Raw genomic sequence first — 26,264 nt, forward strand, 5'->3', positions numbered from 1 at the left:
ACTTGTATAAAGAAATGAAAACATGCAGACATAAAAAAGCCCCGAGTTCCGAGGCTTTATTTGCTGTTGCGTATGCTTATAAATGCACAGGTTAACTATTCGATGTTCGCAATCTGCTCACGCATCTGTTCAATCAAGACTTTTAATTCTACCGCGCTAGCCGTTATGTCGGAATTGATGGATTTAGAGCCTAGGGTATTGGCTTCGCGATTAAATTCTTGCATCATGAAATCTAAACGGCGACCTTGGGCGCCACCTTTATTCAAGATCTTTTTAGTTTCGCTCACATGGCTGTTTAAACGGTCAAGCTCTTCAGCGACATCCATTTTTTGGGCCAGTAATACTAGCTCTTGTTCAACACGACCTGTGTCTAGCTCAATTTTAGCATCGGTAAACTTATCGATAATGCGTTTACGCTGCCATTCAATCACTTCAGGCATACGGCTTTGTACTTTATCGGCTTCAACAGATATTGCCTCAAGGCGTTGTTCAATCATGGCTTTAAGGTTTTCACCTTCACTAGCGCGGGCAGCAATGAAATCTATTAAGGCGGTATCAAAGGCCGCTAAAAGTTCAGTTTGAATAGCCGACATATCGGCTTCGGGTGCTTCCATCACGCCAGGCATACGCATTATTTCAACAGGATTTACTTGGCTGTTTAAGGTTTGTTCATTAATCCAGTTAGCATGTTGTATCAGTTGTATCGCTAAGGTTTTATTAAGGGTCAAGTCACTTTTGTTGGCTGCATTGGCATTAAAGCGTAAGTTACATTCTACTTTGCCGCGATTTAACTGTTTGCGAAAACGCTCACGTAACACCGGCTCAATGCCACGAAACTGTTCAGGTAATCGAAAATATGTTTCTAAAAATCTTTGATTTACTGAGCGTATTTCCCAGACTGCATTGCCCCAGTCACCTTTTATTTCAACGCGTGAAAACGCCGTCATGCTGTAGATCATAATCTTTCCTATTATTACTCAAAAAGTTTGTTTTATAAGAATGAACAGCAGGATTATGCCTGACCTTGTTATATCTAGCCAGAAATTCAGTGCTGACAAAACCCCTTTTGTCAATTAAGGGGTAAATTCCATTTGGCCAAAGTTAGCATTAAAATCGGCACACCAAACACTTAGACCGGTTAAGTCATCTAAGGTTTTATTACGGGGTAATTTAATAATAAAGCTAGCATTGTCAAACACCTGACCATTAAGTCTGTTACCTATTGAAAAAGCCTCATTGCCAGCATATAAATGCTTTGTAGCGCCGTAGATGTATACATCGGGGCCACCACCATCATAACTAAATTGCGTTATTTCAATGGTGCAGTCATCTATAATTGTCGCTTTGCCTGAGACATTGTGGGCAAAAGTATTGAAGAAACCACTATGACCAACTTTGTCATGTTCTTTACTGCAGCTTGCTACATTGTTATCACTGATCTGATTCAGTGTTAACTGAAAGTGCTCGATTGCCATTGAGGCAGGAATGAGTGTTTGGTAAACGCCACCACTTTGGCTGACGAGTTCCGCGACTTGTTGGGCAAAATCACTGGCAGAAAAGTCAATAATCAAGTTAGTGGCTAATTGGTGCGCCGATGCCGTTATTTCAATGCCATTACTACTATCACCATCACTATCTAAACTTTGTAATAGCCGCAGCAGGTTAATGACTTCAATTTGATTAATATCGGTGGTTTGAAAGAGCTCTAACGGGGTTAAATAGAGACGGGCAAGTGTGGTGGGCAGTTCAATGTCACCAATTGAGAAAGTGATCATTTCATTGTCTTGAAAGTTAAATTCGCCCAGCTCATTGGTTTGGCCACTTTGGCTAATCGTTTTATAGTTTAGCCCAGTAACCGCTGAATCTAGAAATATACCAGTATAAGTGGTAACCGCCGAAGGGGGCGGATTTAAATTATTTGCTACTTCAGCAATCTTGTCATCTGAACCGCATGCGGTTAATAACAGGGCTAATATGGCAGTTAATAGTAATTTGACAGTCATATCCGGTCACCAATAATAAGTAAAATATAGAGACCGATATTGACGGTATAACTTCACAGAGATATCACAAATTGATAGTTTTTTAATATTTCTGCTAATGCTTACGCAAATAACACTGAGTTGTTAGGGCTTATTTGTCAGCGTTAACCAATGTGCTTTAATTTTATCCGCTACGCGGAAGGCATTGGCATAAATGGTAAAGGTGTAGGGTACGCTACCGCCAGTGGGCATAAACGAGCCATCAGTGACATACAAGTTATCAACTTCATGGGCTCGGCAGTTTTTGTTTAGCACTGAGGTTGTTGGATCATGGCCAAACCGACAACCGCCTGCCATTAAGTTTGTTGACGGGTAACCACTGACCGAGGAGGAAACATTTTTTGCCCCTAGGGCTGCTAGCAGTTTTTCTGCTTTTTTCGATAAGTACTCTCCGACTTCAAGGTCATGGTCATGATAGCCAATGCGCACCTTAGCGACTGGATCGCCCCATTGATCGGTAACTTCTTTATCTAAGCTGACAAAGCAGTCGTCAGTAGGCAGCCAATCATTAAATACTTCAAAACGTAGGGTTTTATAGCTGGTAAATTCTGTTTTTAAACTTTGCTTGAGATCTTCGCCCCAGAGTAATTGTGCAGTACCACTTTCATCACTAGCCCACTGTGTGCCTTGTGCTCTAGCGATAGGGTTTTGGTGAAATAAAAAGTCGATAGTGCCACCTTTGGCTTGGCCTTTTTTGTTGGCACCAGTAAAATTCTTGTCGTTAATTTGATACCAGTCTTGTAGTGCCCTATTAATAAAGGGACCCACTTGCTTTAAATCATTCACTTTTTGCTCGGATAAATCGGCATAAATGAAGTCACCTTGGCCGGTGCCACCACCACTAAAGAGTAAATTCTTGCCAACCTGACCACTATTATTCGCTAGGCCTTGAGGGAATTTTTCACCGGTTGAAGCCAGTAATAAGCGCGAGGTTTCTACTGCCTGACAAGCAACCACATATATTTTGGCACTGACAGATTTTTTACGACCGATTTTATCGTAATAATATACACCGGTAATTTTACCCTGTTTATCACTGGCAATTTTATAAACCTTGGCATTGGCTTTAATGGTGCAATTACCCGATGCCACGGCATGGTTTAATAATGCGGCTCTGCCACTACCTTTAGCGCCAGAAGAGCAGCCATAGCTGCTGCAATAACCTGAATACTCGCAACTGCCTCTGCCCATGGCTGGTTTAGATAAAATGGCTCTAGGAACGGGAATGGCATGATAGCCAATTGCTGTCGCGGCTTTATCGATCCATGCAGACATGGGTAATTCGGCAATAGGAGGATAGGGAAAGTCGGTAGAGCGCGGCTCTTGATGTGGGTGTTTAACCACACGGCCAGATACGCCAATTTCACGCTCTACCTTGGCATAGTAGGGTTCGAGTTCGTCATAAGTAATCGGCCAATCTACGATATTGGCACCTTTTATCGCACCAAATTCAGATTCTAAGCGAAAATCTATCGGTTTTAACCGGTGAAAGTAGCCACTCATAAAATTAGATGAGCCACCAACCACAGTACCATTCCACCAACTCCAACCCGAATCACTGGTTTTTTCACCTTGCCAGAAAGGTTGGTCATTTTCATCTAGGTACTCTTCTTCAATAACGTGCTGTTCATCACTTAACTTGGGGTTGTAAGCATCATGAATACTGATGGTCAGCTCATCTTTGAAAAATTCTTTTTCCGTTAACCAAGGGCCTTTTTCTAGCACTAAGACCTTGGCACCGGCTAGCGCTAATTGGTGGGCAATAGGGGAGGCGCCTGCGCCGCTACCAATGATGCAAATATCATAACTCATTGAAAACTCCAAGATTGAGGCGAGGTAAAGGCGTTGTTATCAATAACTCGGTAGCGGCGTGCAGTACCGTCATTACCAGTGCAGCAAATGTCATTATTTAACGAAACGGTCATGCTTTGCGGGTTCCTTGATGGGCTTTTTTCCGCCGGCTTGCGAGGCGTTTATTATCGTATTGCTCTGGGCTAAGTAAATCAATGCGGGCGCGAGTAGGTAATTCAAAATAGCGTTGACCTTTTTCTGGCAGGGGGAAACCTGCTTGATGTTCTAACCATTGCCAACCGATACCGTTAGGATTGCCGCCGTAACTAGGGGCTGATAACATGGCTTCAAAAATGTAACCGAGTAGGGTATTTAACCAATTTTGTCCCGCGGTTGATTGGCTAATACCACGTAATAGCTGTTCTTTATCGGTAAAACTTAATTGGGCAAAGTCGGCAGATTTTTCGCTATTAGCATAAGCATTTAACCAACCAACCCCCTTGAGAATAAAATCTTTTTCATCTTGCTCGGTCGGTTGTACATTCATCACTTGATATAAATAAGCGGTGGCCTTTATTTCTCTGGCACTTGGGCCTGTTGCTGAGCTGGGCAATAAATGATTAAGTGTGGCATCTAGAGTTAACCAGGGCTCTGTTTTAACTAAGCTGTTAACTAACTCATGCAGCGAAGTTTGTGTTTTTGCGGTGATACTAAAGCTGGATAAACTGGCTAATGCGCCCATTCCTGCAGCCGATTTAAGAAAATGACGTCTATTGTGCTGTAGTTGCTTTTGTTTCTCTTTGATAAATTCAGGTGTTTGGTAATTTTTATCAAAAAAAGACCTACATTGCTCTTCATTAATCACTAACTTGCTCCCCTAACCTAGGCCGATCTGATCTCGGTATTACTCGGTTTATGTCTTGCTACTCATTTTGAACTATTCTGCCGCGTTAGTTGTTACTAACTGTGCTGGTATTGCGGTGGCCTGCACTGACCAGTCGCTGAGAAAACGTAACCATTGTGATTTTGAATAATTATTGTCGGCCAGTAATTCGGCGGTATCTTTAGATAAAATCATTTTACCTTGTGCTGTGGAGACATACATATGCGGATAACCCAATACCGGCGGTAGTGATTTCATAAAGTCATTATTTTCATTACTGTCACTGACATTCATTTTAAGCAAAACATATTGGCTATGCAAAGCTTGATATACCTCAGGATTTTTAGCAAGAAAGCTATCCATCTTATGGCACCAGCTACACCAGTTACCGCCAATTTCAATTAATACTTGGCGATTAGTCTCTTTGGCCAAAGCCAGTGCTGCTACCGCATCTTTAAAAGGGTCGCGTTGCTCATCGTATACTTTGCTGTAAGTGGGTAAGTCAGAGGCTATTGCTGTTGGTGCAGTATAACTAGTAGCACTTACGGTAATAACAAAGCTTAAAAATAAGCTTAAACTGATAACTAAGGCGGTGATAATTTTCATGGTGCTCTCTGCTGATTTTCGGTGCTTGGGACAATTAACATGACCTTACTTTGTTGAACTATATTTCAAAAAAGTCTGATAGGCATTATAATAGCGGCAATTATTTTATCCGTCTTTATATATAGGAACACTTCATGCGTCCAAGCGGCAGAACATTAGGGCAAATTCGCCCAGTAACGATTACCCGTCATTTTACCACTCATGCAGAAGGCTCAGTACTTATTGAGTTCGGCGATACTAAAGTGATTTGTACTGCTTCGGTTGAGGTTGGTGTACCACGTTTCTTAAAAGGCCAAGGTAAAGGTTGGATTACGGCGGAATACGGCATGTTACCTCGCTCTACTCATACACGTATGCGTCGTGAAGCGACTACTGGTAAGCAAAGTGGTCGTACGTTAGAAATTTCTCGCTTAATTGCGCGTGCCTTACGTGCCGCGGTTGATTTAAAAGCGTTAGGTGAAAATACCATTTCTATCGATTGTGATGTTATTCAAGCCGATGGTGGTACCCGTACTGCTGCTATTACCGGTGCTTGTGTGGCTTTAGTTGATGCACTTAACTATATGCGTGCTAAAGATATTATTAAAACTAACCCGCTAAAACATATGATCGCTGCCGTTTCTGTTGGTATTTATAAAGGTGAAGTGATTACTGATTTAGATTACCCAGAAGATTCAGCCGCAGATACCGATATGAACGTGGTGATGACAGATACCGGTAAACTTATTGAAATACAAGGTACTGCTGAAGAAGAACCGTTTAGCTTTGAAGAGATGCAAGCCATGCTTGAATTAGCAAAAAATGGTATCAACGAATTATTCGACATACAAAAAGCAGCATTAAGCTAAGCTATATTCAGTTAAGTAAACAGGAAAATAACTATGAAAGATTATCAACGCGAATTTATTGAATTTGCTATCGAAAAGCAGGTATTACGTTTTGGTGAGTTTACTTTAAAGTCTGGTCGAGTGAGCCCGTACTTTTTTAATGCTGGTATGTTTAAAACCGGTGGTGATTTAGCGCGCTTAGGTCGTTTTTATGCGGCGAGCTTAATGGACGCAAAAATTGATTTTGATGTGATTTTTGGTCCGGCTTATAAAGGTATTCCCATTGCCACTACCACGACTATTGCTCTGTACGATCACCATAATCTCGATGTGCCTTATTGCTTTAACCGCAAAGAAGCCAAAACCCATGGTGAAGGTGGCTCATTAGTAGGCGCTGATCTTGAGGGTAAAATCATGCTAGTTGATGATGTTATTACCGCAGGTACTGCCATTCGTGAATCAATGGAAATCATTAAAGCACACGGCGCACAGCTTTCTGGTGTCTTGATTGCTCTTGATCGTCAAGAGAAAGGTCAAGGCGAGTTATCAGCGATTCAAGAAGTTGAACGTGATTTTGGTACGCAAGTTGCGTCGATTGTCACTTTAGGTGATGTGGTAGCTTTTCTTGAAGAAAAAGTTGCCGCGCAAGGTGCTGAGAGTTCAGAGCTAGCAGAAAACTTAGCCAGTATTAAAAAATACCGCTTAAGTTACGGTATTTAATTTTTCAGGCTTACCGTGCTTTAATGGTAAGCCTGAAAATAATGTGCATAAATTTTAACGCCTTTGCCGCATAATGCTGCAAAGGCGTTATTTTTTTGGCTACTATATGACCTTATAGCTCCGCTTGTTCATCGATAAAATACAATTAAAGGAAATCATCATGCAATATGTTAATAAGTACACGTTATTACTACTCTGGTTGGTGAGTACCTTGTCCTATTCCCAAGGGCAGCAAGATTGTCTGAGTATTCAAGATGACTATGTATCCCTAATTGAATCTGGTAAATATCGATTCTCTAATAAGCTAGCTAAGGATTCTTCAGGTAAATTTTTAGCCAGTGTTAACTTTAAAAAACTATCAAGTTATCAGCAATACCTTAATGATGCTTACCAGGTCATTGTTAATACCAACCCTAGGGCTAATATGCCTTGCCCCATTGTTACTGAGACCTACCGACAATTGGCAAAACAAAAGCAATGGTCAAAAATACCAACAATCAGCCAGTTGCTTGCTCCGTTTGAATTAGCTCAGCCTAATAATGACAAAGCTATTTTACTTATTCACGGCTTAACTGATTCACCGTTTTATTTTCATGATCTTAGCCAGTTTTTCTATCAACAGGGTTTTACCGTACGTACGCTGCTATTGCCTGGGCATGGTATGGCGCCTTCAGCATTGTTGACTACTGATTATAGTGAGTGGCAGCAGGCGACAACGTTTGCTATAGAGCAAACGTTAACTGATTATCAGCAGGTGTATCTTGGTGGTTTATCTACTGGCGGGACACTTATCTTTAATTACTTGATGCAGAAAAACAGTGTTGATGAAAAAATTAAAGGCCTCTTTATGTGGTCACCCGCATCCAAGGCCAAAAGTGATTTAGCTTGGTTAGCCCAATATATTGATGCCATCCCCTTTGTTGACTGGCTTGATCTCGATGCCGATATTGATTTTGCTAAATATGAGTCATTCCCTTATAACGCGGCCGCGCAAGTACATGCCTTAATGAGCCTTGTTGGTGGTGATCAAGCTATGGCGAGTCGAAATATGCATGATATTCCGGTCTTTGTTGTTGCCAGTGAATATGATCAAACCATAGCTACTGAGTCTACTTTACAGCTAATTCAGCAGTGGCAGTTAGCATCACCGCAAGAGAAAATGAAGCAAAGTGTGTTGATTTATTATGGTGATAACAACAAATTGACGAAAAAATTAGCGGAAGTCATGTCAGTGGTAGTGCCTGAATGTTCTGCTGATAGTTTATGCAGTGACATTTTTGATGTTGCTCACATTGCTACCACTAATTCCCCTGATAATCCCCATTATGGCGTTAATGGGCGCTATAGAAATTGTGGTCACTATGTAAAAGATGCCGTTCGTTATCAGGCATGTAAACAAAATAAGCAGGTGATAAAAGGGGAGGTAACAGCAATGAACCTTAAGCATGAATTGCCAATACAAAGGCTGACTTACAATCCGTATTATCAGGAAATGCTTGCTGATATGGCTAAGTTTTTACAGGTGACTCAGCAGTCAGTTAGTGATTAACGTGAGTATTTTAGCCACAGTTTATAAAATACAGCATTACATGTGGCATTATTGTCCATCTTGCCATCCCTGTCACAATCAGAGCCAGTCAATGATCTAGCAACATGTTGACCATATTCATCTTTATCTGCTTTTGATGGCGTTACTGTAATTGTCACCTTGGGTGATTGTTCAATAAAGTCTGCGACATTTTGATAGCGGGCAAACTCTTGCTGAGAAATTAAGTGACTAATATCTTGTGCCGCCGGCTTTGTTGCGCTTAAAGCAAATGACGTTAGCGCTAAACTTGCGGTCAGTAGCAGGATAAAAAAATTCATTTAAGTCACCTAATCAGTGTGGTTTTGGTAGCCAGTCAGCAATGTTTGCCAGTTTTTTTCAGTAAAATTAAACTGCGTTAGCTTATTGAATTCCTTCAAAAATGAACGCTGTAAACGTGCCATATTAGCATGTTTCCATCGGGCATCAGTTGTTAAATCTGCTTTACTTTGGCGTAATTCGCCACGGTCAAAGTCGATTAGAAACACCTGCTCTTTATCATCGAGCAAAATATTATGGCTATTTAGGTCGTGATGATAAATACCCTGCAGATGAAAGCGTTTAATTGTGGCGCCGATACGTTGCCAAACATTATCAGCTAAGATTTTTTCACTTAATATTGCCACTAAATCTTGTGCGTTTTGAATACGGCTTGATAATAAGTCTGCTTGGTAGGTTAGACGATGGCGAATAACACGATAGGCAATAGGCTCAGGTGCAGGCAGTTGTAGAGTTTGCATATGACTCAGTAAGGCAAACTCACGCGCGGCACGAGTATTTGAAAAACCGCTAAACCAGTAGCTATCGTTAATTATTTTACCCATTAAACCGCCACGGTAATAATGACGTAACACCCAAGCATGTGAAATATTATTGCTATCATTATAAGCGACAAACCAAGTGGTGCCACGGCCTTGGGCTGAACCTGTCACTGCATTTTTTTGTTGCCAATAGCTTGGCTCAAGCATCTTGGCACTGAAATCATCAATAAGGTTTTTACTAAAAAAACCACTGATGTTACCTTGTGAAAACTTGGTAAACTGTTCGCTGCTTATCGCTTGATTCACACGTTTATCCTCATGACTTTGCGCCGTTACTCGCTAATAACGCTTGTACTTGAGCCAAGGTTTTTTCGCTGGCGCCTTGGTTTGCTAAGACCACTTTAAGGGCATTTTCGCCCAGAGACTTTTGTCGTTCCGGCTGCTGTAATAAGACGCTAACTTCTTTGGCAAGTTGATGGCTAGGTTCATCAGCAGTTAATTGGACTATGGCATCTGCCTGTCTTAACTGCTGCATGATTTCGTTGAAGTTACTCATATTAGGGCCAACGATGACTGGTTTATTAAATAACGCCGGCTCTAGTGGATTATGGCCACCCACGGCATTAAAGCTGCCACCCATAGTGACAATATCGCTCAACGCAAAAGCCGCCATTAATTCACCCAAGCTATCGAGTAACCATACTTGCTCATTATTAATGACAGTATTTTCACTGCGCTTAGCCAATGATAAACCTTGCTCAAGACAAAGCTTGGCCACTTGTGCAAAGCGTTCTGGGTGGCGCGGCACTAGCACTAATAATAATCGTGGGTATTGAGATAATAATGTTTTAAAAGCGGTCAAAACAATTGTCTCGTCGCCATCATGGGTACTGGCGACTAACCAAATGCTTCTTTGCTCTTGACGCTCATCAGTAAAAAGTAGTTTGGCTAATTCGACCTTTTTTGCCATCACTTGAGCATTGACACTGATATCAAATTTTAAGTTACCACTATTCACACAGCGACTAGCTTGCGCTCCTAGTTGCAAAAAATGGCTTAAATTTTCTTGGCTTTGTGTCAGGATTTTATCGAAGTGGTTTAGGCAGGGTTTAATAAGCGGGCCAATTTTTTGGTAGCTAGTTAATGATTTCTTCGACAAGCGGCCGTTAATTAATAATAATTTAATGTTTTGCTGAGCACATTGGGCAATTAAGTTCGGCCATAACTCGGTTTCCATAAAAATCATCATTTTTGGTTGTAGTCTATGCAAAAATAATGCGGTGCAGGGCAATATATCTAAGGGTAAATAACCGTGTTGCACACGATCACCAAAGAGCTTAGTTATTTGTGCTGAGCCAGTGGGAGTAAATGAAGTAATCGTAATGGCTAAATCAGGGTAATTAAGTAATAATTTTTCGATAAAACTTTTTAGCGCGATAACTTCGCCAACACTGGCAGCATGAACAACAATACCACCTTGCTGGTAAGGTTTTGGAAAAAATCCCAGTCGTTCAGCTAAACGCTGACGATAGGCTTTATTACTTTTTGAGCGAATAAGCAAAAAAATGAGTAGTAAGGGTAGTAATAGCAAGAGTAAAATACGGTAAAATAGCAAGTAAATCATGTCGGTGAATATTGCTCTATAATCAGTTTGTCGGTAGATTATACCAAAGGGTATCCAAATAAGCGTTAGCAATTATGATGGTAAAAGCCATGCAGCAAAAATTAATGAAAAATGTCGGTAGCTCGAAGGTAAAACACCTTGCTTACCTGAGTATATTGATGGTTTACAGCATTGCAATGCCGGCGAATGCCAACAACCATTTGCCAGAGAGAATTGTCTCCCAGGGCTTTTTATCTGAGAGCATGCCAGAGGCACACAAATCTGCTAAGCAAGCTAAGATTGATCTTGCTCTACAATACCAAGTACAGTTTAAAGCTCGGGTCGATCATGACTTTTTATTAGTGGCTGACTATCGCTACTTCCCGGATAAAGCGTCTGCTAAAAATATGGCCGGCGTCATTGTTTTACATGACTGTCATAGTGACCGCAGCCAATATCGAACCGTATCGACCAGTATTGCTGAGCAAGGCTTACATACCTTATCGCTGGATTTTCGCGGTTATGGCAGTAGTGTCGCCCAGGGATATTCTGCCTTAGAGGTGAAAAAACATGCCACTGACATTATGAGTTTTCAAACTGAAATTGCCGTGTTGATGTCTTATTGGTCAGCAGACTTAGTGGCGGCTTATAATTTTTTACGCAAAAAAGTTGATAATAGCAAAGGTATTTCAATTGTTGCTAGTGGTTGTGCGGGTAGCTATGCGGTAGCGTTAGCTGAAAAAGTGCACTTAAACTCTATGGTGTTATTAACGCCTGACATGTCTTATGCCGATAAAGAGCGCTATAAAAATTTGGTGGATATTCCAAGTTATTTTGTTAGTTCAGCGCAGCATGCCATAAGCTATGCTACGGCACAGGAGCTCTTTGCTTGGAGTGGCGCAAGGCATTCAAAACTGCAAGTGTACAAGGGCGAACGGCTAAATTATCAGCTAATTAGGGCCAATAAATATTTGGTGGATGATATAGCCCAGTGGTTGAAGTCCACTTTGCGTTAAGGCCGCCTAATCGCTTAAATAAGCGTTGGCGCCATTCAGGGCGGTGGCAAAAGGGTAGGGCTAACGCTCAAAGATGGTATCAAGAATAATAGCAGAGTTGGTTCTTTCTACGCCTTCAGTTGAGCATACTATATTGAGTACATCACTGAGTTTTTCTAGTGTGCTGGCTTGTATGATAACCAATAAGTCATATTCGCCACTTATCGAATGGATATGACTAATTTGGTGAACTTTTCTTAAGGCGATACCAATCGTTTTTCGTAAGTTTGGCTTTACTTTTAACGAGACATTAGCAGAAATTAAGCCACTGGTATATGCGCTGCCGAGTACAACGCTGTAGCCTTTAATCACATTATTATTTTCAAGCTTATTGAGTCTATTTTGTATAGCTGTTCTAGAAACGCCTGTGGCTCTGGCGATATCTGAAATACTTGCTCTTGCATTCAGCCGTAATATTGACAGTAATTCTTCATCTTTTTCGGTTAACAAACTAAACTCCACTTTAGTGATTATAGCCGTTATCAATCAATATGGATGTTGCCCACACTTTGAATGATAACGGTTATATATTTATAATATAGTTATTACCTTACACTTTGACAGGTTTACCTGTCAATTTAACTATTAAAAAGGTCATATTACCAAGTAGTGTCACTTTTATTCTAATACGATCTGGGTTGATAATATGACTATTAAACGACAATCATTATTTAAGGAATTTACATGACTGATTCTGTATCGACAAAAGATTTTTACTCGCATTTAACCGCGCAAATAGACCAAGTTAAAACAGATGGTTTATATAAAGCCGAACGTATTATTACTACTGCCCAGCAAGCGAAAATTTCCGTTGCTAGTGGTGAGCAAGTAGTTAACTTTTGTGCCAATAACTATTTAGGTTTAGCAAATCACCCTGAATTAATTGCCGCGGCAAAAATCGGCTTAGATGAACATGGCTTTGGTATGGCTTCGGTACGCTTTATTTGTGGTACACAAGATATTCATAAAACCTTAGAGCAAGGTATTAGCAAATTTCTCGGTATGGAAGATACTATTTTGTACTCTTCTTGTTTTGATGCTAATGGCGGTCTATTTGAAACCTTATTAGGTCCAGAAGACGCTATTATCAGTGATGCCTTAAATCATGCCTCAATTATTGATGGTGTGCGTTTATGTAAAGCTAAGCGCTTCCGTTATGCTAACAATGACATGGCGGCTTTAGAGCAAAGCCTGATTGAAGCTGATGCCGCGGGTGCACGTTTTAAATTAATTGCTACCGATGGTGTCTTTTCCATGGATGGCGTTATCGCTAACTTAAAAGGTATTTGTGATTTAGCCGATAAATACAATGCCATGGTGATGGTTGATGATTCCCATGCGGTAGGTTTTGTTGGTGAAGAAGGTCGCGGTAGTCATGAATATTGTCAGGTAATGGGTCGTGTCGATATCCTCACTGGCACGTTAGGCAAAGCTATGGGTGGCGCATCAGGTGGCTATACTTCAGCGAAAAAAGAAGTGGTTGAGTGGTTACGTCAACGTTCACGTCCTTACTTGTTTTCAAATTCACTAGCACCGGCAATTGTTAATGCGTCATTAAAAGTACTTGAATTATTAGCTGATGGTGGCGCTTTACGTAAAACCTTAAAAGATAATGCCGCATATTTCCGTAGCAACATGGAAGCCGCTGGTTTTACTTGTGCTGGTGCTGACCATGCGATTGTGCCGGTAATGCTAGGTGACGCTAAAGTTGCTAGTGCAATGGCGGAGCGTTTATTAGCGGAAGGTATTTATGTTATTGGTTTCTCTTTCCCGGTTGTACCGAAAGGGCAAGCACGTATTCGTACGCAAATTTCTGCCGCCCACAGTAAAGAGCAGTTGGACCACGCCATTGCCGCCTTTATCCGTATTGGTAAAGAGATGGCCGTTATTTAGTTAAAAGAGCCTAATTAAAGGTATCTAATTAGCAATAACTATAATTGCTGGTTTAGCCCAGCTAGTACTAAATTAGAATGTGGGCTATGCCATTTAATCGTATTGAATATATTAAAGATAGAGAGCGACAATGAAAGCTTTAGCTAAATTAAAAGCAGAACCAGGCATTTGGTTAACCCAGACCGAAAAGCCGAAACTAGGTCATAACGATCTACTTATCAAAATCAAAAAAACCGCCATTTGTGGTACTGATATCCATATTTATAACTGGGACGAATGGGCACAAAAAACTATTCCTGTGCCTATGGTGGTCGGTCATGAATATGCGGGCGAAGTCGTCGGTATTGGCCAAGAAGTAAAAGGCTTTACTATTGGTGATCGTGTTTCCGGTGAAGGTCATATTACTTGTGGTCATTGTCGAAATTGCCGAGGTGGAAAAACTCACTTATGTCGTAATACCATAGGTGTTGGCGTAAATCGCGAAGGTTCATTTGCTGAATTTTTAGTGATACCTGCTTATAATGCCTTTAAATTACCGGATGAAATTTCAGATGACTTAGCGGCAATTTTCGACCCCTTTGGCAATGCAGTGCACACCGCCTTGTCATTTGATTTAGTCGGTGAAGATGTCTTGATCACAGGTGCCGGTCCTATCGGTATTATGGCGGCGGCAGTGGCCAAACATGTTGGTGCTCGCCATGTCGTTATCACAGATATTAATGAGTATCGCCTTGATCTAGCAAGAAAAATGGGCGCAACTCGTGCGGTAAATGTCAATACAGAAAAACTAGAAGATGTCATGAGCGAATTAGGCATGAATGAAGGTTTTGATGTTGGCATGGAAATGTCAGGTGTACCAGCAGCATTTACCAGTATGTTAGAAAATATGAATAATGGCGGTAAAATTGCCATGTTAGGTATTCCCAGTGGCGAAATGGCCATTGATTGGAGCCAAATTATCTTTAAGGGCTTAACCATTAAAGGTATTTATGGCCGTGAAATGTTTGAGACCTGGTATAAGATGGCGAGCTTGATCCAATCGGGCTTAGATCTAACGCCAATTATTACTCACCATTACAAGATTGATGACTTCCAACAAGGCTTTGATATGATGCGATCTGGTCAATCTGGCAAGGTCATTTTAGATTGGACCTAAATTGGTTATACTAGCGGTTACAAAAGCGCTACCCTAGCTGGGTAGCGTTTATATTAAGTTGAGCGAAACCAAAAAATCACTGTCATCAAGGCCGTGATTTAAATAAAGGTTAATTGAGGAATAGATAGTGTCAGAGAATAGTTTTAAACATATGTCAGTCAGTGAGCTGCAAGCAGTTATGGCAGATAAGTCACATGTTGTTGTAGATATTCGAGATGAAAATTCCTTTGCCAATGGCCACATTACCGATGCGATTAATTTAACGAATGAATCAATGGCTGACTTTTTACGTACAGCAGATCTGGATGCACCGCTAGTTGTTTGCTGTTATCACGGCATTTCCAGTCAACAAGCCGCACAATTTCTCATTAGCCAAGACTTTACTGAGGTCTACTCTCTTGACGGCGGCTTTACTCAATGGCAAACAGATTTTCCTGATAATATTGAGCGATAATTAGCATGACAAATGAGTCTGCTGAGAATATGGATACTTTACAGCCTCTGGTGCAAGTTAAAGATCATAGTATTGCCTTATTATTTAGTAACTATTTACAATCTTTGGGTATTCAAGCGCAGCTTAAAGCAAACCCAGAGCAGGGCTATATGATTTTGTGCCCTAAGAATAAAATCTCACAAGCAAAAACAGAATTTGATGCTTTTATTTTACAACCTTATGCTGATAAATATCAACAAGCAGCATGGGATAGAGCTGAAACAGTCACCTTAAATGCGGATGACTTCAGTTTATTAGCTAGCTTCAAAGAAAACTTTTTAGCTCATGCCGGTATTGTTACCTTAGTGATTTTTAGCCTGTGCTGGTTAGTCTTTCTAGGTAGTGAGCTGGGTTGGGCACAAGAAATTTTCAATAGCTTACAGTTTTATCCGCAACTATCAGTGGATGCTTTTTTAGCAGAGCCGCTACGTTTAATTGGCCCTGCATTTTTTCATTTTTCGTGGTTGCATATTGTCTTTAATACCATGTGGTGGTGGCAATTGGGTGGCAGTATTGAGCAAACGTTAGGTAAAACAACACTGATAAATATACTACTTATCTCGGCGATTGTTTCTAACCTAGGCCAATATTTAGTCTCAGGGGCTAATTTTGGTGGCTTATCTGGCGTGGTCTATGCACTAGTGGGTTTTGTCTGGTGGTTTGGCTATTTAGCACCAGAGCGCGGCTTGTCGCTGGCTAAACCTTTGGTTGGTTTTTTACTGTTCTGGTTGCTGCTTGGTTTTGTCGACTTACTACCAGTGAATGTTGCTAACACTGCGCATTTGTTGGGCTTATTGTCAGGGTGTTTTTTAGCGTTATTTACCGTGAAAGTCATCGGTATTAAGGTTAAAAAATAACGATACAGCTTATATTTACTCGCTCTCAGCGCTTCACTTACTAAGAGATTACTCTTGCTGGCGCTTGGCTTAAATTAGTTATCTAGCCATTGGGTAAAGAGTAATTTTTTAATCAGTGGTTTGCCAGTTTCTTTAATCAGTAACTCTTTTACTTGCTCTTCACACTGCAATAGAATTTCTGCTCGGCCTTTTATTGATTTTACTTTAGCTTCTGATTGCTGACCAATAATGTTGATGATGGCGTCGCGTAATAAAGGCGCATGGTGTTCTACTATGCTTAAGTCATCACCTGCAACCATCAACTCCACCGTTAAGCGAACATAACCCATTTTCTTTTTCACCGCGACATAATTGGTGACAATGTCAGGTTCAAAGCCGTAGTAAGCATAATCGCTGGCATTGGCTCGAGAGACGCTAGTGCATAATGTCAGTAAAAAAGAACAGAGAATTAAGGTTTTAAACATAAAATAACAGTCGGTTTAGTATGATTGAACTTATCCTTATCATAACCCGATTTTATTTTTTTTCCTGATTATTTTGATAAATGTAGCGTTTTTTTATTTCATTGATTGAGATAAATGAGATTACTGTTTAGGTCTGCTACTATAGCGACGATCTTATACCAAATAAATTAGTGCCCTTGGTATTAACTCCCTATTATTCTATAAAGTAAATTCATGCCGCAGATAACAGAGAACTTTCCGATAACCTTTCCGGTAACCTTATCGGGTCAATGGCAATCGCCTAGCGCTGAGCGTTTCTCTGAGTTGTCAGTGCCCTTAAAAGATTGGTTGCTTGATGAAGGTTCACTGACAGCCCGTTTAAAAAATCGTGGTAAAGACTTTAAAGTTAAGGTGATTGGTGAGCAAGAGCAATTATGTTCAGCAGCAGAAGCGGGTGACTTTATTAAAGTAGGTGAGCCTGTTTTAGTACGGGAAGTCATTTTATATTGCGACAATGTGCCACAGGTTTTTGCCCGCAGTTTATTGCCTTTAGCTAGCTTGACCGGTAAAGAGCAAGTGTTGGCAAATTTAGGTGAGCAACCCTTAGGGCAAGTACTGTTTAATAACCCGACATTACAACGTCTAGGATTAGAGCTCTCCGCTTTTGCTAGTGATTCTAGTGTTGCCATCTTAGCGGTTAAATTAGCAACCACACTATCTAATAGCTCATCGGATAAAGTACCGCTAATGCCAGAGCAAGAGTTATGGGGGCGACGTTCCATCTTTATGTTGGCTGATAAACCCTTTATGGTAGCTGAGGTGTTTTTACCCGAGGCCTTTGCTTATCAAAAAACAGCAGTACCGAAGGCATTAAACCAAGAAAGCTTATAAACAAAACTATTAAACGAAACTATTAAAAGAAACAGATAAATGCTGAAAAAAATTCAACAAAAATGGTTAGCAATTAAGTTAATTACCCGCATGGATAAACCTATTGGTACCTATCTACTATTATGGCCAACGTATTGGGCCTTATGGATTGCTAGTGATGGCTGGCCTAACATGCATCTACTGTTGATTTTTAGCCTAGGTGTTTTTATCATGCGTAGCGCGGGTTGTGTGATCAATGATTACGCCGACCGAAAAATAGATGGCCAGGTTGCCCGCACTAAAAATAGACCGCTTGTTAATGGCATGATGACCAGTAAGGAGGCCATCACTGTATTCGGTCTATTAATTGGCATGGCACTTGGCTTAGTGCTTACCCTTAGTTGGACCACTATTTATCTCGCTGTTGTTGCGGTGTTTTTAGCTGCGCTCTATCCCTTTATGAAGCGCTATACCCAGTTTCCCCAAGTGTTTCTTGGTGCCGCCTTTGGCTGGGGTATGATCATGGCGTTTTCAGAGGTACAAGGTCAGATACCGTTAGTGGCTTGGTTACTTTTTTCGGCTAACCTCTGTTGGACCGTTGCTTACGATACCATATACGCTATGGTTGATAGAGATGATGATATTAAAATAGGGGTGAAGTCGACCGCTATTTTATTTAGCGATAACGATAAACGTATTATCGGTTTTTTACAGTTAATGACCTTGGCTTTATTGTGGACAGTAGGTGATATTTTAGCTTTTGGTTGGCCATATCAGTTGTCTCTTATTGTGGCTGCAGGCTTGTTTAGCTATCAACAGCTATTGATTGTCAATAGAGATCGCGAGGCCTGTTTGCAAGCTTTTTTGCATAACCATTGGGTAGGTTTGATTGTCTTTGTCGGAATATCCATTGAGTATTTATAGTTTTCATTACGTTAGTTAAACAATTGAACAAACTTATCAAAGGGTAGCGGTTTACTAAAATAATAACCTTGGTATTGATAACAACCAAGGTCCTTTAAACAATTGAACTCTGCCACTGTTTCAACTCCTTCAGCTAAAATGTCCATTTTAAGGGTTTTGCCTAAGCTAATAATCATACTGGCAATGGCGGCACTTTCACTGCTTTGCTCTATATTGGCAACAAAAGAACGATCTATTTTTAATAGACTGGCGGGAATACGCTTCAAGTAGGTAAGCGAGGAGTATCCAGTACCAAAATCATCAATACTACAATCAATAGAGTTTGCTTTAAGATCAGCAATTAACTTGATTGAATCTTCGATATTTTCTACCAAAAGGTTTTCGGTTAGCTCTAATGCTAAACGTTCCGCTGGAATATCATTGAGCTTGATAGCGCGCATTATCTTGTCTTTAAAGTCATGCTGAATTAATTGTTTGGCGCTGACGTTTATGGCTATTTTCTTAAAGGTCTGTGGCAGTGGCAATTGCTCAAGCTTTTTAATGTCACGACAAGCTTGCTCTAATACCCATTGGCCAATAGCGAGAATTAAATCACTTTCTTCAGCAATAGGGATATAAACCGATGGCGATTCCATACCATGAACAGGATGTTGCCACCTTAATAGCGCTTCGGCGCCAATAATGTCACCATAATGATTATATTGCGCTTGGTAATATAATTTAAAATCGCCATTTTCTAGCCCTTGCTTCATATCATCGACATAAGCTAAGCGCCTTTTTATTTTTTCAGACATAGTCTTCTGGTATTGTTTACCCTGTTTACTTTTAGCGCGCTTAGCTTCGTACATGGCAATATCGGCAAACTTAATGAGATTATTCACTGTACTGCTTTGTAACGGAAATAGCGCATAACCAATACTACAACTGAACTTATATGAGTTAGCATCAATAACAAAAGGTATTTCCAGTAATTGATTAATCTGGGTAATTATGTCTTTGATATCATCTTGATAGTTGTGGTTAAGGTTCTTGATGATAATGATAAATTCATCACCACCAAAGCGACCCACATCAATGTGCTCACTCGTTAAGGAATGCAGTCGGTTGGCCAGGGTGAGCAATATTTTATCGCCGACAGCATGACCCATAGCATCATTTATTGGTTTAAAACGATTGAGGTCAATAAAAATGACGGTGCCAATTTTTTTATTGCGATGAGCATCTTCAATGGCATTGCTTAGTAAATGATTAATATGTTGGCGATTGAATAAACCGGTTAAACCGTCGTGTTGTGCTTGAAAGGCGATTTTTTCCTCAATGAGTTGTCTTGAATGTACTTCTTTAACAAGAGAGTCGTGCACTAGTGAGGTATAACAACTTGTGGCTAGTTTTTGTAAAATGGGGGATAACGCCTTTTGCACCTCATCAGCCAAGGTATAATGGGTTTCAAAAATAAGTAAGCCATGTTCAGGAATGATAAAACCAAACAGATACTGACCATTTTTACATTGAAAAGAAATATTGTGCTGAGCCTGGTTAAGTTGCTGGGCAAAGTCGGTTAGTACCGGATTTTTCTGCCATGGTTGGCCACGCTTATTTTTAGGAATGCTTAAAAAATGCTGGTAGATCACACTTTCCAGTGCTGCTAACTTATGGGGCATGCCACTACTATCGCAATATATATAAATGTGGGCACTGGTTAAATTGAGGCGGCTAAAACATACTTTTAAAAAAACTTTTAGCATGGCTTTTAAATCAAGCTTATTACCAATGGCCATGGCAAGCTCATGTTGTAGGGAAATTAGAAACAGTGCTTTAGTCATTACTTACCTAGTTGCTACCAAGAGCTAATTACGATTGATTTATTGAGCAGAGCAATAGCGCCATTGGGGCTATTTGCTACTTCTCCTAAGGAAAGCACGCCAAATAATACCGGTGTCGGGCAGTGCTTGGCGATGGTATCAAGTTCGTGCTCAAATTTATCTGCCAAATATAGCTCCCTGCTAATGCAATCAAAAATCATTGCGGCCGATGTTATTTCTGTCGTTGCGGTAAATGCAGTGATAGCAGCTTGTTCGGCCGAGGATATTAAAGCCTCGCTATTACTTTCAAGCAGATAAACCATAGAATTAATAGGTATATTGCCAGCACATTGCAAATGGTTGTTATGGGTGGCAATAGGATCTCGGACCAGTAAATTATTATTAATATCCTCAATGCCTAGGGGGAAATTCTTGGCAATATCGAAAAAGTTACTGCCATTAAATCTAAACTCACTAGCACTTTCAATTGCTTGGCAATAAACCTCCAGCGCCGGTTGATAATTTAAGCCTTGCACTGTTTGTCCGTGGGCATCTGAAACCAAAAAAGGTCCCTGAAAAATTTTCCAGCCATGGGCAACACCGATATTGAGCTTACTAGGTAAAGTAACTAACAACGCCACATTGCTGTGCAACCCTTGGTTGCTATAAATACAAGGGCGTTGAATGAAGTCTAAACTACCCGCACCGCCACCAGCGATATTAATACCGTGATCTAAGCATTCAAATAGGCAATCGATAAAATCTTCAATGTTGTTGATTCGCGAGTCATAAAACATCAAAAAATCATCATGAGCACAATAATTGTTTTTTTGTTCGAGTGTGTTAGTAATGAGGTCTTCTAACTTATCTTCATTGGTGACCTGATGAAGTTGTGAAAATAGCGTGACATCAAAGGCTTCTTTAAAACCAATAATCAACGCACCTTGCTTGATTAACGTATTTTTCCAGGTAAGCATGGGGTAAATACCACCGAAGATGGTCAGTGGGCAGGCACGTAATAATGAGGAAAGCTCTGCTTCGGGGTAATGATTTTGGCTACAGGTCAACAGTAATAAACTTTTTGCCCCGCTATTTTGGGCAATAGTTAAGGCGTGCTTAAAATCACTTAAGGTATCGCTATGAGTATGCCAAGTGAATAATATTGTATTCATCTTATTGTATCTCTTGATTTTTATTATTACAGCGCTGCTAGCATAATGCCTAAGTTATAAGGAGAAAACTAGTGTTAATTGTATTGCCGTACCATTACTTGTGTATTGGTTAATATTCGTTAGTCTGGTCAAGGGTAAAATAACTACGACTTATGTCTAGTTGCATTGTTTAATAAAAATACAGTACAACTAGTAGGTTCAATTAAATCTGTACAGCGTTATGTTCTTATATAAAAATAATTAATGACAATCAGTTAAAAGGAAGGAACAGATGAAAAAATCAATTTTCGTAAAAGCGGCACTCGTGCTATCGCTGGGGTTATCCTCACTGGGGTTTTCGGCCCTAGCCTATGCTGATGACGACAAAAAATATCGTTGGCGCTTAGCCGAAACTTGGGGGCCAAATTTCCCCATCTTTGGTGACACTACTAAAAACATGGCCAAAATGGTCAAAGAAATGTCCAATGGTCGTTTAACCATTCGCATTGACTCATCTAATAAACATAAATCGGCCCTAGGAATTTTTGATTTTGTTAAAAGTGGCCAATATCAAATGGGTCATTCGGCCTCTTATTATTGGAAAGGTAAAGACTTCAATACCATGTTTTTTACTACCGTACCATTTGGCATGATTGCTTCTGAGCAGCATGCTTGGTTCTACTACGGTGGTGGCATGGAGTTAATGAAAAAGGTGTATGACCAATACGGTATTTTATCATATCCAGGTGGCAATACCGGTAACCAAATGGGTGGTTGGTTCAAAAAAGAAATTAACAGCTTAGAAGACCTTAAAGGGTTAAAAATGCGTATTCCAGGTTTTGCCGGCGAAGTTTTAGCAAAATTAGGAGCAAAACCCACCAATATCCCATCGGGTGAACTTTATACTGCTTTAGAGCGCAATACCATTGACGCCCTAGAGTGGGTTGGTCCATCACTCGATTTACGTATGGGTTTTCATAAAATAGCACCATATTATTACACTGGCTGGCATGAGCCAGGTACTGAGTTACAGTTTATGATCAATGAAAAAGCTTATAATACCTTGCCAAAAGATTTACAAAAAATCCTAACCGTTGCCATGAAAGCAGCCGCTTATGATATGTATGCACAATCTATGCATGTCAGTGGCGTGAATTTAGCCACGTTGAAAAAAGATTATCCTAACGTAAAAATGCGCTCTTTTCCTAAAAGCGTGATGAATGCCCTTAAGAAAACTAATGACGAGTTATTAGCGGAGTTTGCGGCGAAAGATCCAATGACAGCAGAAATTTTAAAATCATTAAATGATTATAAAAAGCAAATACGTGCTTGGACTAATTTGTCAGATAGAGCTTACCTTGATAATTTTGATGAAAAGTAGCGTTGCTGTTAGGAGGGAATAGACCTTTAAATCAGTAAAACCAGTGAGTTAGGTTAACTCATTGGTTTTTATTACATAGTATTAATAACTGAGAAGCCAAATGGATTCAGTGTTAAAAATAACGGGTAAAATTATCGATGCCCTAGGTAATTTTTGTAGCTTACTCATGGTCTTAATGATCATGAATGTTTTTTATGACGTTATCATGCGTTACTTTTTTAATGATGTCAGTATTGGTATGCAAGAGCTTGAATGGCATTTGTTTGCCGCTATGTTCATGTTTGGCATTGCCTATACCATGAAAGAAGATGCACATGTGCGAGTTGATGTTTTCTACGATACCTTATCCGCTAATAAACAAGCCTGGGTGAATATTTTTGGCTCGTTAGTATTTGCCTTACCCATCACTTTAGTTATTTTTTATTACAGCTGTGACTACACTTTTGATGCCTACCAAATGGGTGAGGGCAGTGCTGACCCTGGGGGGTTACCGCATCGTTGGCTAGTGCGCAGTGTTATTCCTATTGCTTCCTTCTTTTTAGTCTTAGCCATTATCCATGTGCTGCTTGTGCAAGTGAAAATTCTCAGCACACCAGCTCACTCTGAAACAGGAGCACAGTAATGACAGGTATTGTACTGTTTGCTATTGCTCTGGTTTGCTTATTTTTAGGCTATTCAGTCGCTTTTACTTTTGCCGGCGTTTCATTAATTGTTGGCACTATTGTCTTGGGCGCGGATTTATTCGCTTTTATGCCTTATCGCATAATGAGCATTATGGAAAATACCATTTTAATGGCTGTGCCTATGTTTATTTTTATGGGCATAGTGTTACAAAAAACCGGCTTGGCCGAACGCTTGTTAGAATCTTCCGCTAAACTCTTTGGCGGCATTTCTGGTGGTGTGGCAGTTTCAACCATTATTGTTGGCGCTTTATTGGCGGCATCAACCGGGGTGGTTGGCGCTAGCGTAGTTGCTATGGGTGTTATTTCACTGCCGGTTATGTTGAAAAATAATTATCACCAGCCAACCGCGGCTGGCGTTATTTGTGCTTCGGGCACCTTAGGACAAATTATTCCGCCTTCTATCATCTTAATTATTTTGGGTGATGTTATGGGAGTACCTGTGGGCGACTTATTCCGTGCGGCGGTGATACCCGGTATGATGTTAGTGATTTTTTATATCGTGTATATTTTAATTTTAGGCAAGTTTAAACCCGAATTAATGCCACCGCTGGTGGTTACTGAGAGCAAACGTGAGTTACTAGTACAAGCGCTAAAAGATATAGTGCCGCCGTTAGTACTTATTCTTGCCGTACTTGGCTCAATATTTGCGGGCATTGCCACACCAACTGAATCTGCTGCTATCGGCGCTGTTGGTGCGGTTATCTTATCTATTTGCTATGGCAGTTTTTCTTTTAGTAAAATGCATGAAGTTTCTAAAGAAACGGTGAAAGTAACTTCCATGGTTTTTGCGGTACTTATTGGTGCCACAGCATTTTCCATGGTATTTAGTTATTCGGGCAGCGAGTACTTAATCGAAGACTTCTTTATGGGGCTTCCCGGAGGTAAATGGACGTTCATTATTTTCGCTATGTTAGCGATCTTGATTTTAGGGTTTTTCATCGACTTTATTGAAATAGCTTTTTTAGTGGTGCCTATCTTATTACCGGTCGCTATAGCTTTAGATATTAACCTAGTTTGGTTTGCCATTTTAATATCAATGAATTTACAAACCTCATTTTTAACGCCACCCTTTGGTTTTAGCCTCTTTTATTTAAAAGGCGTGGCCCCCAAATCGATGAAAACCACCACCATTTATAAAGGTGTTATCCCCTTTATTTTAATGCAAATCATGGTGTTGTTATTAGTGATATTTTTTCCTGAGCATTTGATTATTTCTTAGCTGGATAAAAATAGCTCGTGAGATTAGCTTAATTAAATTAATGATAAGTCGTTAATATTTGTCTAGGCTCTTTACGGGATTTACTAGCTAATCGATAAATAGCTAAAATTAAATGTCAGTTTTTATGTAAATGATTGTTTTTATTGCTTTTTGCTTATTCGCTAATGACTGGCACATTGAATAATCAGCAATGTTGATATATATTTTATATATTCCTTAGCTATTGGTTATCTGTTGTATGCTCTTAGCACAATGTAAAAATTTCCTCTGCTTTGCTCTTGTTGGCCTTGCATTTCATGCGGCAGCAAATGAGACGGGTAATGAAAAATTACAATTCAGTGGCTTTGCCACGCTAGGTGTTGTTTATTCTGACTCTGACCATCATGGCTATCGAAAAAATGTCGGCTCAGATGATGCTGTATATTCAGGTGAGGTTGATTTTAAGCAGCATAGCTTACTAGGCTTGCAAGTCGACTGGTCTATATCACCAAGCTTTGATGTTGTATATCAAGCAGTGCTTAGAGGTTTACCCAAGCCGTCATTAGATAGATATACCACGCTGGCTTTTTTGCGTTATGAAGTGAATACCAATTGGACTATAAGGCTTGGTCGCACAGCTCCAGATGTTTTTTTACTAACTGAATATCGTGATGTTGATTTTTCTTATGTCTGGGCCACTGCGCCTAATGAAATTTACGGTATTATCCCTTATCGAAGTATTGATGGTCTAGATATTACTTATAGTCAAAGAGGCTTAGGTGGCGTTTTTACCAGTAAGGTCTTTACTGGCATTAGCGAGGCTGAAATTTCTGCAAGTTCAGTGATCGAAGAGGTGAAAATTGATGGTATTGTCGGCTTCGTGCTATCGTTTGATCATTTTAACTGGATAGTTCATGCCAGACATACTCAAGTTAATATTGCCAATGAACCTAAAAATAACGCTTTTTTAGCGGCTAGCATTAGTCAAATTCCCGATTTTTTATGGCCTAATCAAGATGTATTTGCTCAGTCAATACGGATGGTGGGACAAGAAGTAAACTATTCATCAATCAGTGGTCAATATCAATGGCAACATTGGTTGGCATCAGCCGAGTTGGCACATATTAACTCAGCAAGTGAAGTCATTCCTAAAATAACCAGCGGTTATGCGGCTCTGTCATACCAATTAGCCGCCCACCAATTTTATGGTATTTATGCTTTTACTGATTCTAACAATTATATTTTTGCTGAACCAGGCGTTAATGAGTTAGCACTAGAAGAAATTATTCATGGCACTACGACAATGATGAATTTCTATGCGACCAACCAGCAAACAATATCCTTAGGTTGGCGTTGGGATCTTAGCAGTTATATGGCCTCATCGTTACAATGGAGCTACACCCTTATTGATGAAGGTGGTGGTACCTTGTGGCTAAATGAAGCGGATCAACATAACGTAGCAGAAGATATTAATACCTTGTTACTTACCTTGAGTTTGATTTTCTGATGGCTAAATTCCCTCAAATTATCGTCATTATAA

Annotated in this window: 26 protein-coding genes; 14 read left to right on the top strand and 12 right to left on the bottom strand. The window is 40.1% G+C overall.

Features of this window, described 5'->3' with window-relative positions; translation table 11 throughout:
- Nucleotides 1-95: 95 nt before the first annotated feature.
- The 5 genes from MTCD1_RS02805 to MTCD1_RS02825 form a co-directional block, all read right to left on the bottom strand.
- A complete protein-coding gene (locus tag MTCD1_RS02805; protein ID WP_057179205.1) occupies nt 96-959 on the bottom strand; it encodes a YicC/YloC family endoribonuclease in 864 nt (287 codons plus the stop codon).
- A gap of 114 nt (nt 960-1,073) precedes the next feature.
- A complete protein-coding gene (locus tag MTCD1_RS02810) occupies nt 1,074-2,003 on the bottom strand; it encodes a DM13 domain-containing protein (protein WP_057179206.1) in 930 nt (309 codons plus the stop codon).
- Nucleotides 2,004-2,126: 123 nt separating this feature from the next.
- Nucleotides 2,127-3,854: a GMC family oxidoreductase gene (locus MTCD1_RS02815; RefSeq protein WP_057179207.1), complete on the bottom strand. Its 1,728-nt coding sequence runs from the start codon at nt 3,852-3,854 to the stop codon at nt 2,127-2,129.
- Nucleotides 3,855-3,963: 109 nt separating this feature from the next.
- Nucleotides 3,964-4,698, bottom strand: coding sequence for a gluconate 2-dehydrogenase subunit 3 family protein (locus tag MTCD1_RS02820; protein WP_057179208.1), 735 nt, complete (start codon nt 4,696-4,698; stop codon nt 3,964-3,966).
- A gap of 72 nt (nt 4,699-4,770) precedes the next feature.
- The gene (locus tag MTCD1_RS02825; RefSeq protein WP_057179209.1) at nt 4,771-5,322 is read right to left on the bottom strand and encodes a thioredoxin family protein; all 552 of its coding nucleotides are present in this window, start codon (nt 5,320-5,322) and stop codon (nt 4,771-4,773) included.
- Nucleotides 5,323-5,456: 134 nt separating this feature from the next.
- On the opposite strand from MTCD1_RS02825, the gene rph reads away from it, so the two are divergent.
- The 3 genes from rph (at nt 5,457) to MTCD1_RS02840 (ending at nt 8,418) form a co-directional block, all read left to right on the top strand.
- Complete coding sequence (rph, locus tag MTCD1_RS02830; protein WP_057179210.1) at nt 5,457-6,170, top strand: ribonuclease PH; 714 nt, start codon at nt 5,457-5,459, stop codon at nt 6,168-6,170.
- Nucleotides 6,171-6,203: 33 nt separating this feature from the next.
- Nucleotides 6,204-6,869, top strand: coding sequence for an orotate phosphoribosyltransferase (gene pyrE / locus MTCD1_RS02835; RefSeq protein ID WP_057179211.1), 666 nt, complete (start codon nt 6,204-6,206; stop codon nt 6,867-6,869).
- Between the two features lie 160 nt (nt 6,870-7,029).
- Nucleotides 7,030-8,418 carry an alpha/beta hydrolase gene (locus tag MTCD1_RS02840; RefSeq protein WP_057179212.1) on the top strand — a complete coding sequence of 463 codons (1,389 nt, stop codon included), beginning with the start codon at nt 7,030-7,032 and terminating at the stop codon, nt 8,416-8,418.
- Here the strand turns inward: MTCD1_RS02840 and MTCD1_RS02845 are convergent.
- From MTCD1_RS02845 to waaA, 3 genes are read right to left on the bottom strand one after another with little or no spacing between them, the layout of a single operon-like run.
- Nucleotides 8,415-8,735, bottom strand: coding sequence for a hypothetical protein (locus MTCD1_RS02845; protein WP_057179213.1), 321 nt, complete (start codon nt 8,733-8,735; stop codon nt 8,415-8,417). The genes MTCD1_RS02840 and MTCD1_RS02845 overlap by 4 nt on opposite strands.
- Nucleotides 8,736-8,744: 9 nt before the next feature.
- On the bottom strand, nt 8,745-9,521 hold the full coding sequence (locus MTCD1_RS02850; RefSeq protein WP_057179214.1) for a 3-deoxy-D-manno-octulosonic acid kinase: 777 nt from the start codon (nt 9,519-9,521) through the stop codon (nt 8,745-8,747).
- Between the two features lie 10 nt (nt 9,522-9,531).
- Nucleotides 9,532-10,839 (bottom strand): lipid IV(A) 3-deoxy-D-manno-octulosonic acid transferase, encoded by a 1,308-nt coding sequence (gene waaA / locus MTCD1_RS02855; RefSeq protein WP_057179215.1) that lies wholly within the window; start codon nt 10,837-10,839, stop codon nt 9,532-9,534.
- A gap of 89 nt (nt 10,840-10,928) precedes the next feature.
- Between waaA and MTCD1_RS02860 the strand changes: the two genes are divergently transcribed.
- Nucleotides 10,929-11,834 carry an alpha/beta hydrolase family protein gene (locus MTCD1_RS02860; RefSeq protein ID WP_143760082.1) on the top strand — a complete coding sequence of 302 codons (906 nt, stop codon included), beginning with the start codon at nt 10,929-10,931 and terminating at the stop codon, nt 11,832-11,834.
- A 60-nt stretch (nt 11,835-11,894) separates the two neighbouring features.
- Here MTCD1_RS02860 and MTCD1_RS02865 read toward each other — a convergent pair whose 3' ends face one another.
- Nucleotides 11,895-12,323, bottom strand: a complete 429-nt coding sequence (locus MTCD1_RS02865; RefSeq protein ID WP_057179217.1) for an Lrp/AsnC family transcriptional regulator — start codon at nt 12,321-12,323, stop codon at nt 11,895-11,897.
- A 234-nt stretch (nt 12,324-12,557) separates the two neighbouring features.
- On the opposite strand from MTCD1_RS02865, the gene MTCD1_RS02870 reads away from it, so the two are divergent.
- The 4 genes from MTCD1_RS02870 (at nt 12,558) to glpG (ending at nt 16,272) form a co-directional block, all read left to right on the top strand.
- Nucleotides 12,558-13,766, top strand: a complete 1,209-nt coding sequence (locus MTCD1_RS02870) for a glycine C-acetyltransferase (protein ID WP_057179218.1) — start codon at nt 12,558-12,560, stop codon at nt 13,764-13,766.
- Between the two features lie 130 nt (nt 13,767-13,896).
- The gene (gene tdh, locus MTCD1_RS02875) at nt 13,897-14,922 is read left to right on the top strand and encodes an L-threonine 3-dehydrogenase (protein WP_057179219.1); all 1,026 of its coding nucleotides are present in this window, start codon (nt 13,897-13,899) and stop codon (nt 14,920-14,922) included.
- Nucleotides 14,923-15,049: 127 nt separating this feature from the next.
- A complete protein-coding gene (gene glpE / locus MTCD1_RS02880) occupies nt 15,050-15,376 on the top strand; it encodes a thiosulfate sulfurtransferase GlpE (protein WP_082606371.1) in 327 nt (108 codons plus the stop codon).
- Between the two features lie 5 nt (nt 15,377-15,381).
- Entirely contained in the window at nt 15,382-16,272 is an 891-nt protein-coding gene (gene glpG, locus MTCD1_RS02885; RefSeq protein ID WP_057179220.1) for a rhomboid family intramembrane serine protease GlpG, read from the top strand.
- A 74-nt stretch (nt 16,273-16,346) separates the two neighbouring features.
- On the opposite strand, the gene MTCD1_RS02890 is transcribed toward glpG, so the two are convergent.
- Nucleotides 16,347-16,736 carry a flagellar basal body-associated protein FliL gene (locus MTCD1_RS02890; protein WP_057179221.1) on the bottom strand — a complete coding sequence of 130 codons (390 nt, stop codon included), beginning with the start codon at nt 16,734-16,736 and terminating at the stop codon, nt 16,347-16,349.
- A 213-nt stretch (nt 16,737-16,949) separates the two neighbouring features.
- Between MTCD1_RS02890 and MTCD1_RS02895 the strand changes: the two genes are divergently transcribed.
- Both MTCD1_RS02895 and ubiA read left to right on the top strand, forming a co-directional pair.
- Complete coding sequence (locus tag MTCD1_RS02895) at nt 16,950-17,606, top strand: chorismate--pyruvate lyase family protein (protein WP_057179222.1); 657 nt, start codon at nt 16,950-16,952, stop codon at nt 17,604-17,606.
- A gap of 39 nt (nt 17,607-17,645) precedes the next feature.
- Nucleotides 17,646-18,509 carry a 4-hydroxybenzoate octaprenyltransferase gene (gene ubiA / locus MTCD1_RS02900; protein WP_057179223.1) on the top strand — a complete coding sequence of 288 codons (864 nt, stop codon included), beginning with the start codon at nt 17,646-17,648 and terminating at the stop codon, nt 18,507-18,509.
- 11 nt (nt 18,510-18,520) lie between these two features.
- Here ubiA and MTCD1_RS02905 read toward each other — a convergent pair whose 3' ends face one another.
- Both MTCD1_RS02905 and MTCD1_RS02910 read right to left on the bottom strand, forming a co-directional pair.
- Entirely contained in the window at nt 18,521-20,332 is a 1,812-nt protein-coding gene (locus tag MTCD1_RS02905; RefSeq protein ID WP_057179224.1) for a putative bifunctional diguanylate cyclase/phosphodiesterase, read from the bottom strand.
- 14 nt (nt 20,333-20,346) lie between these two features.
- Nucleotides 20,347-21,483 carry an FIST signal transduction protein gene (locus MTCD1_RS02910; RefSeq protein WP_057179225.1) on the bottom strand — a complete coding sequence of 379 codons (1,137 nt, stop codon included), beginning with the start codon at nt 21,481-21,483 and terminating at the stop codon, nt 20,347-20,349.
- A 271-nt stretch (nt 21,484-21,754) separates the two neighbouring features.
- Here MTCD1_RS02910 and MTCD1_RS02915 point away from each other — a divergent pair, with 271 nt between their 5' ends.
- The 4 genes from MTCD1_RS02915 (at nt 21,755) to MTCD1_RS02930 (ending at nt 26,231) form a co-directional block, all read left to right on the top strand.
- Nucleotides 21,755-22,843 carry a TRAP transporter substrate-binding protein gene (locus MTCD1_RS02915; RefSeq protein ID WP_057179226.1) on the top strand — a complete coding sequence of 363 codons (1,089 nt, stop codon included), beginning with the start codon at nt 21,755-21,757 and terminating at the stop codon, nt 22,841-22,843.
- 100 nt (nt 22,844-22,943) lie between these two features.
- The gene (locus tag MTCD1_RS02920; protein WP_197410231.1) at nt 22,944-23,465 is read left to right on the top strand and encodes a TRAP transporter small permease subunit; all 522 of its coding nucleotides are present in this window, start codon (nt 22,944-22,946) and stop codon (nt 23,463-23,465) included.
- Entirely contained in the window at nt 23,465-24,745 is a 1,281-nt protein-coding gene (locus MTCD1_RS02925) for a TRAP transporter large permease (RefSeq protein WP_057179227.1), read from the top strand. The genes MTCD1_RS02920 and MTCD1_RS02925 overlap by 1 nt, the downstream gene beginning before the upstream one ends.
- Nucleotides 24,746-24,983: 238 nt before the next feature.
- Entirely contained in the window at nt 24,984-26,231 is a 1,248-nt protein-coding gene (locus tag MTCD1_RS02930; protein ID WP_057179228.1) for a hypothetical protein, read from the top strand.
- Nucleotides 26,232-26,264: the final 33 nt, after the last annotated feature.

The organism is Colwellia marinimaniae, from assembly GCF_002207865.1.
Taxonomy (GTDB): domain Bacteria; phylum Pseudomonadota; class Gammaproteobacteria; order Enterobacterales; family Alteromonadaceae; genus Colwellia; species Colwellia marinimaniae.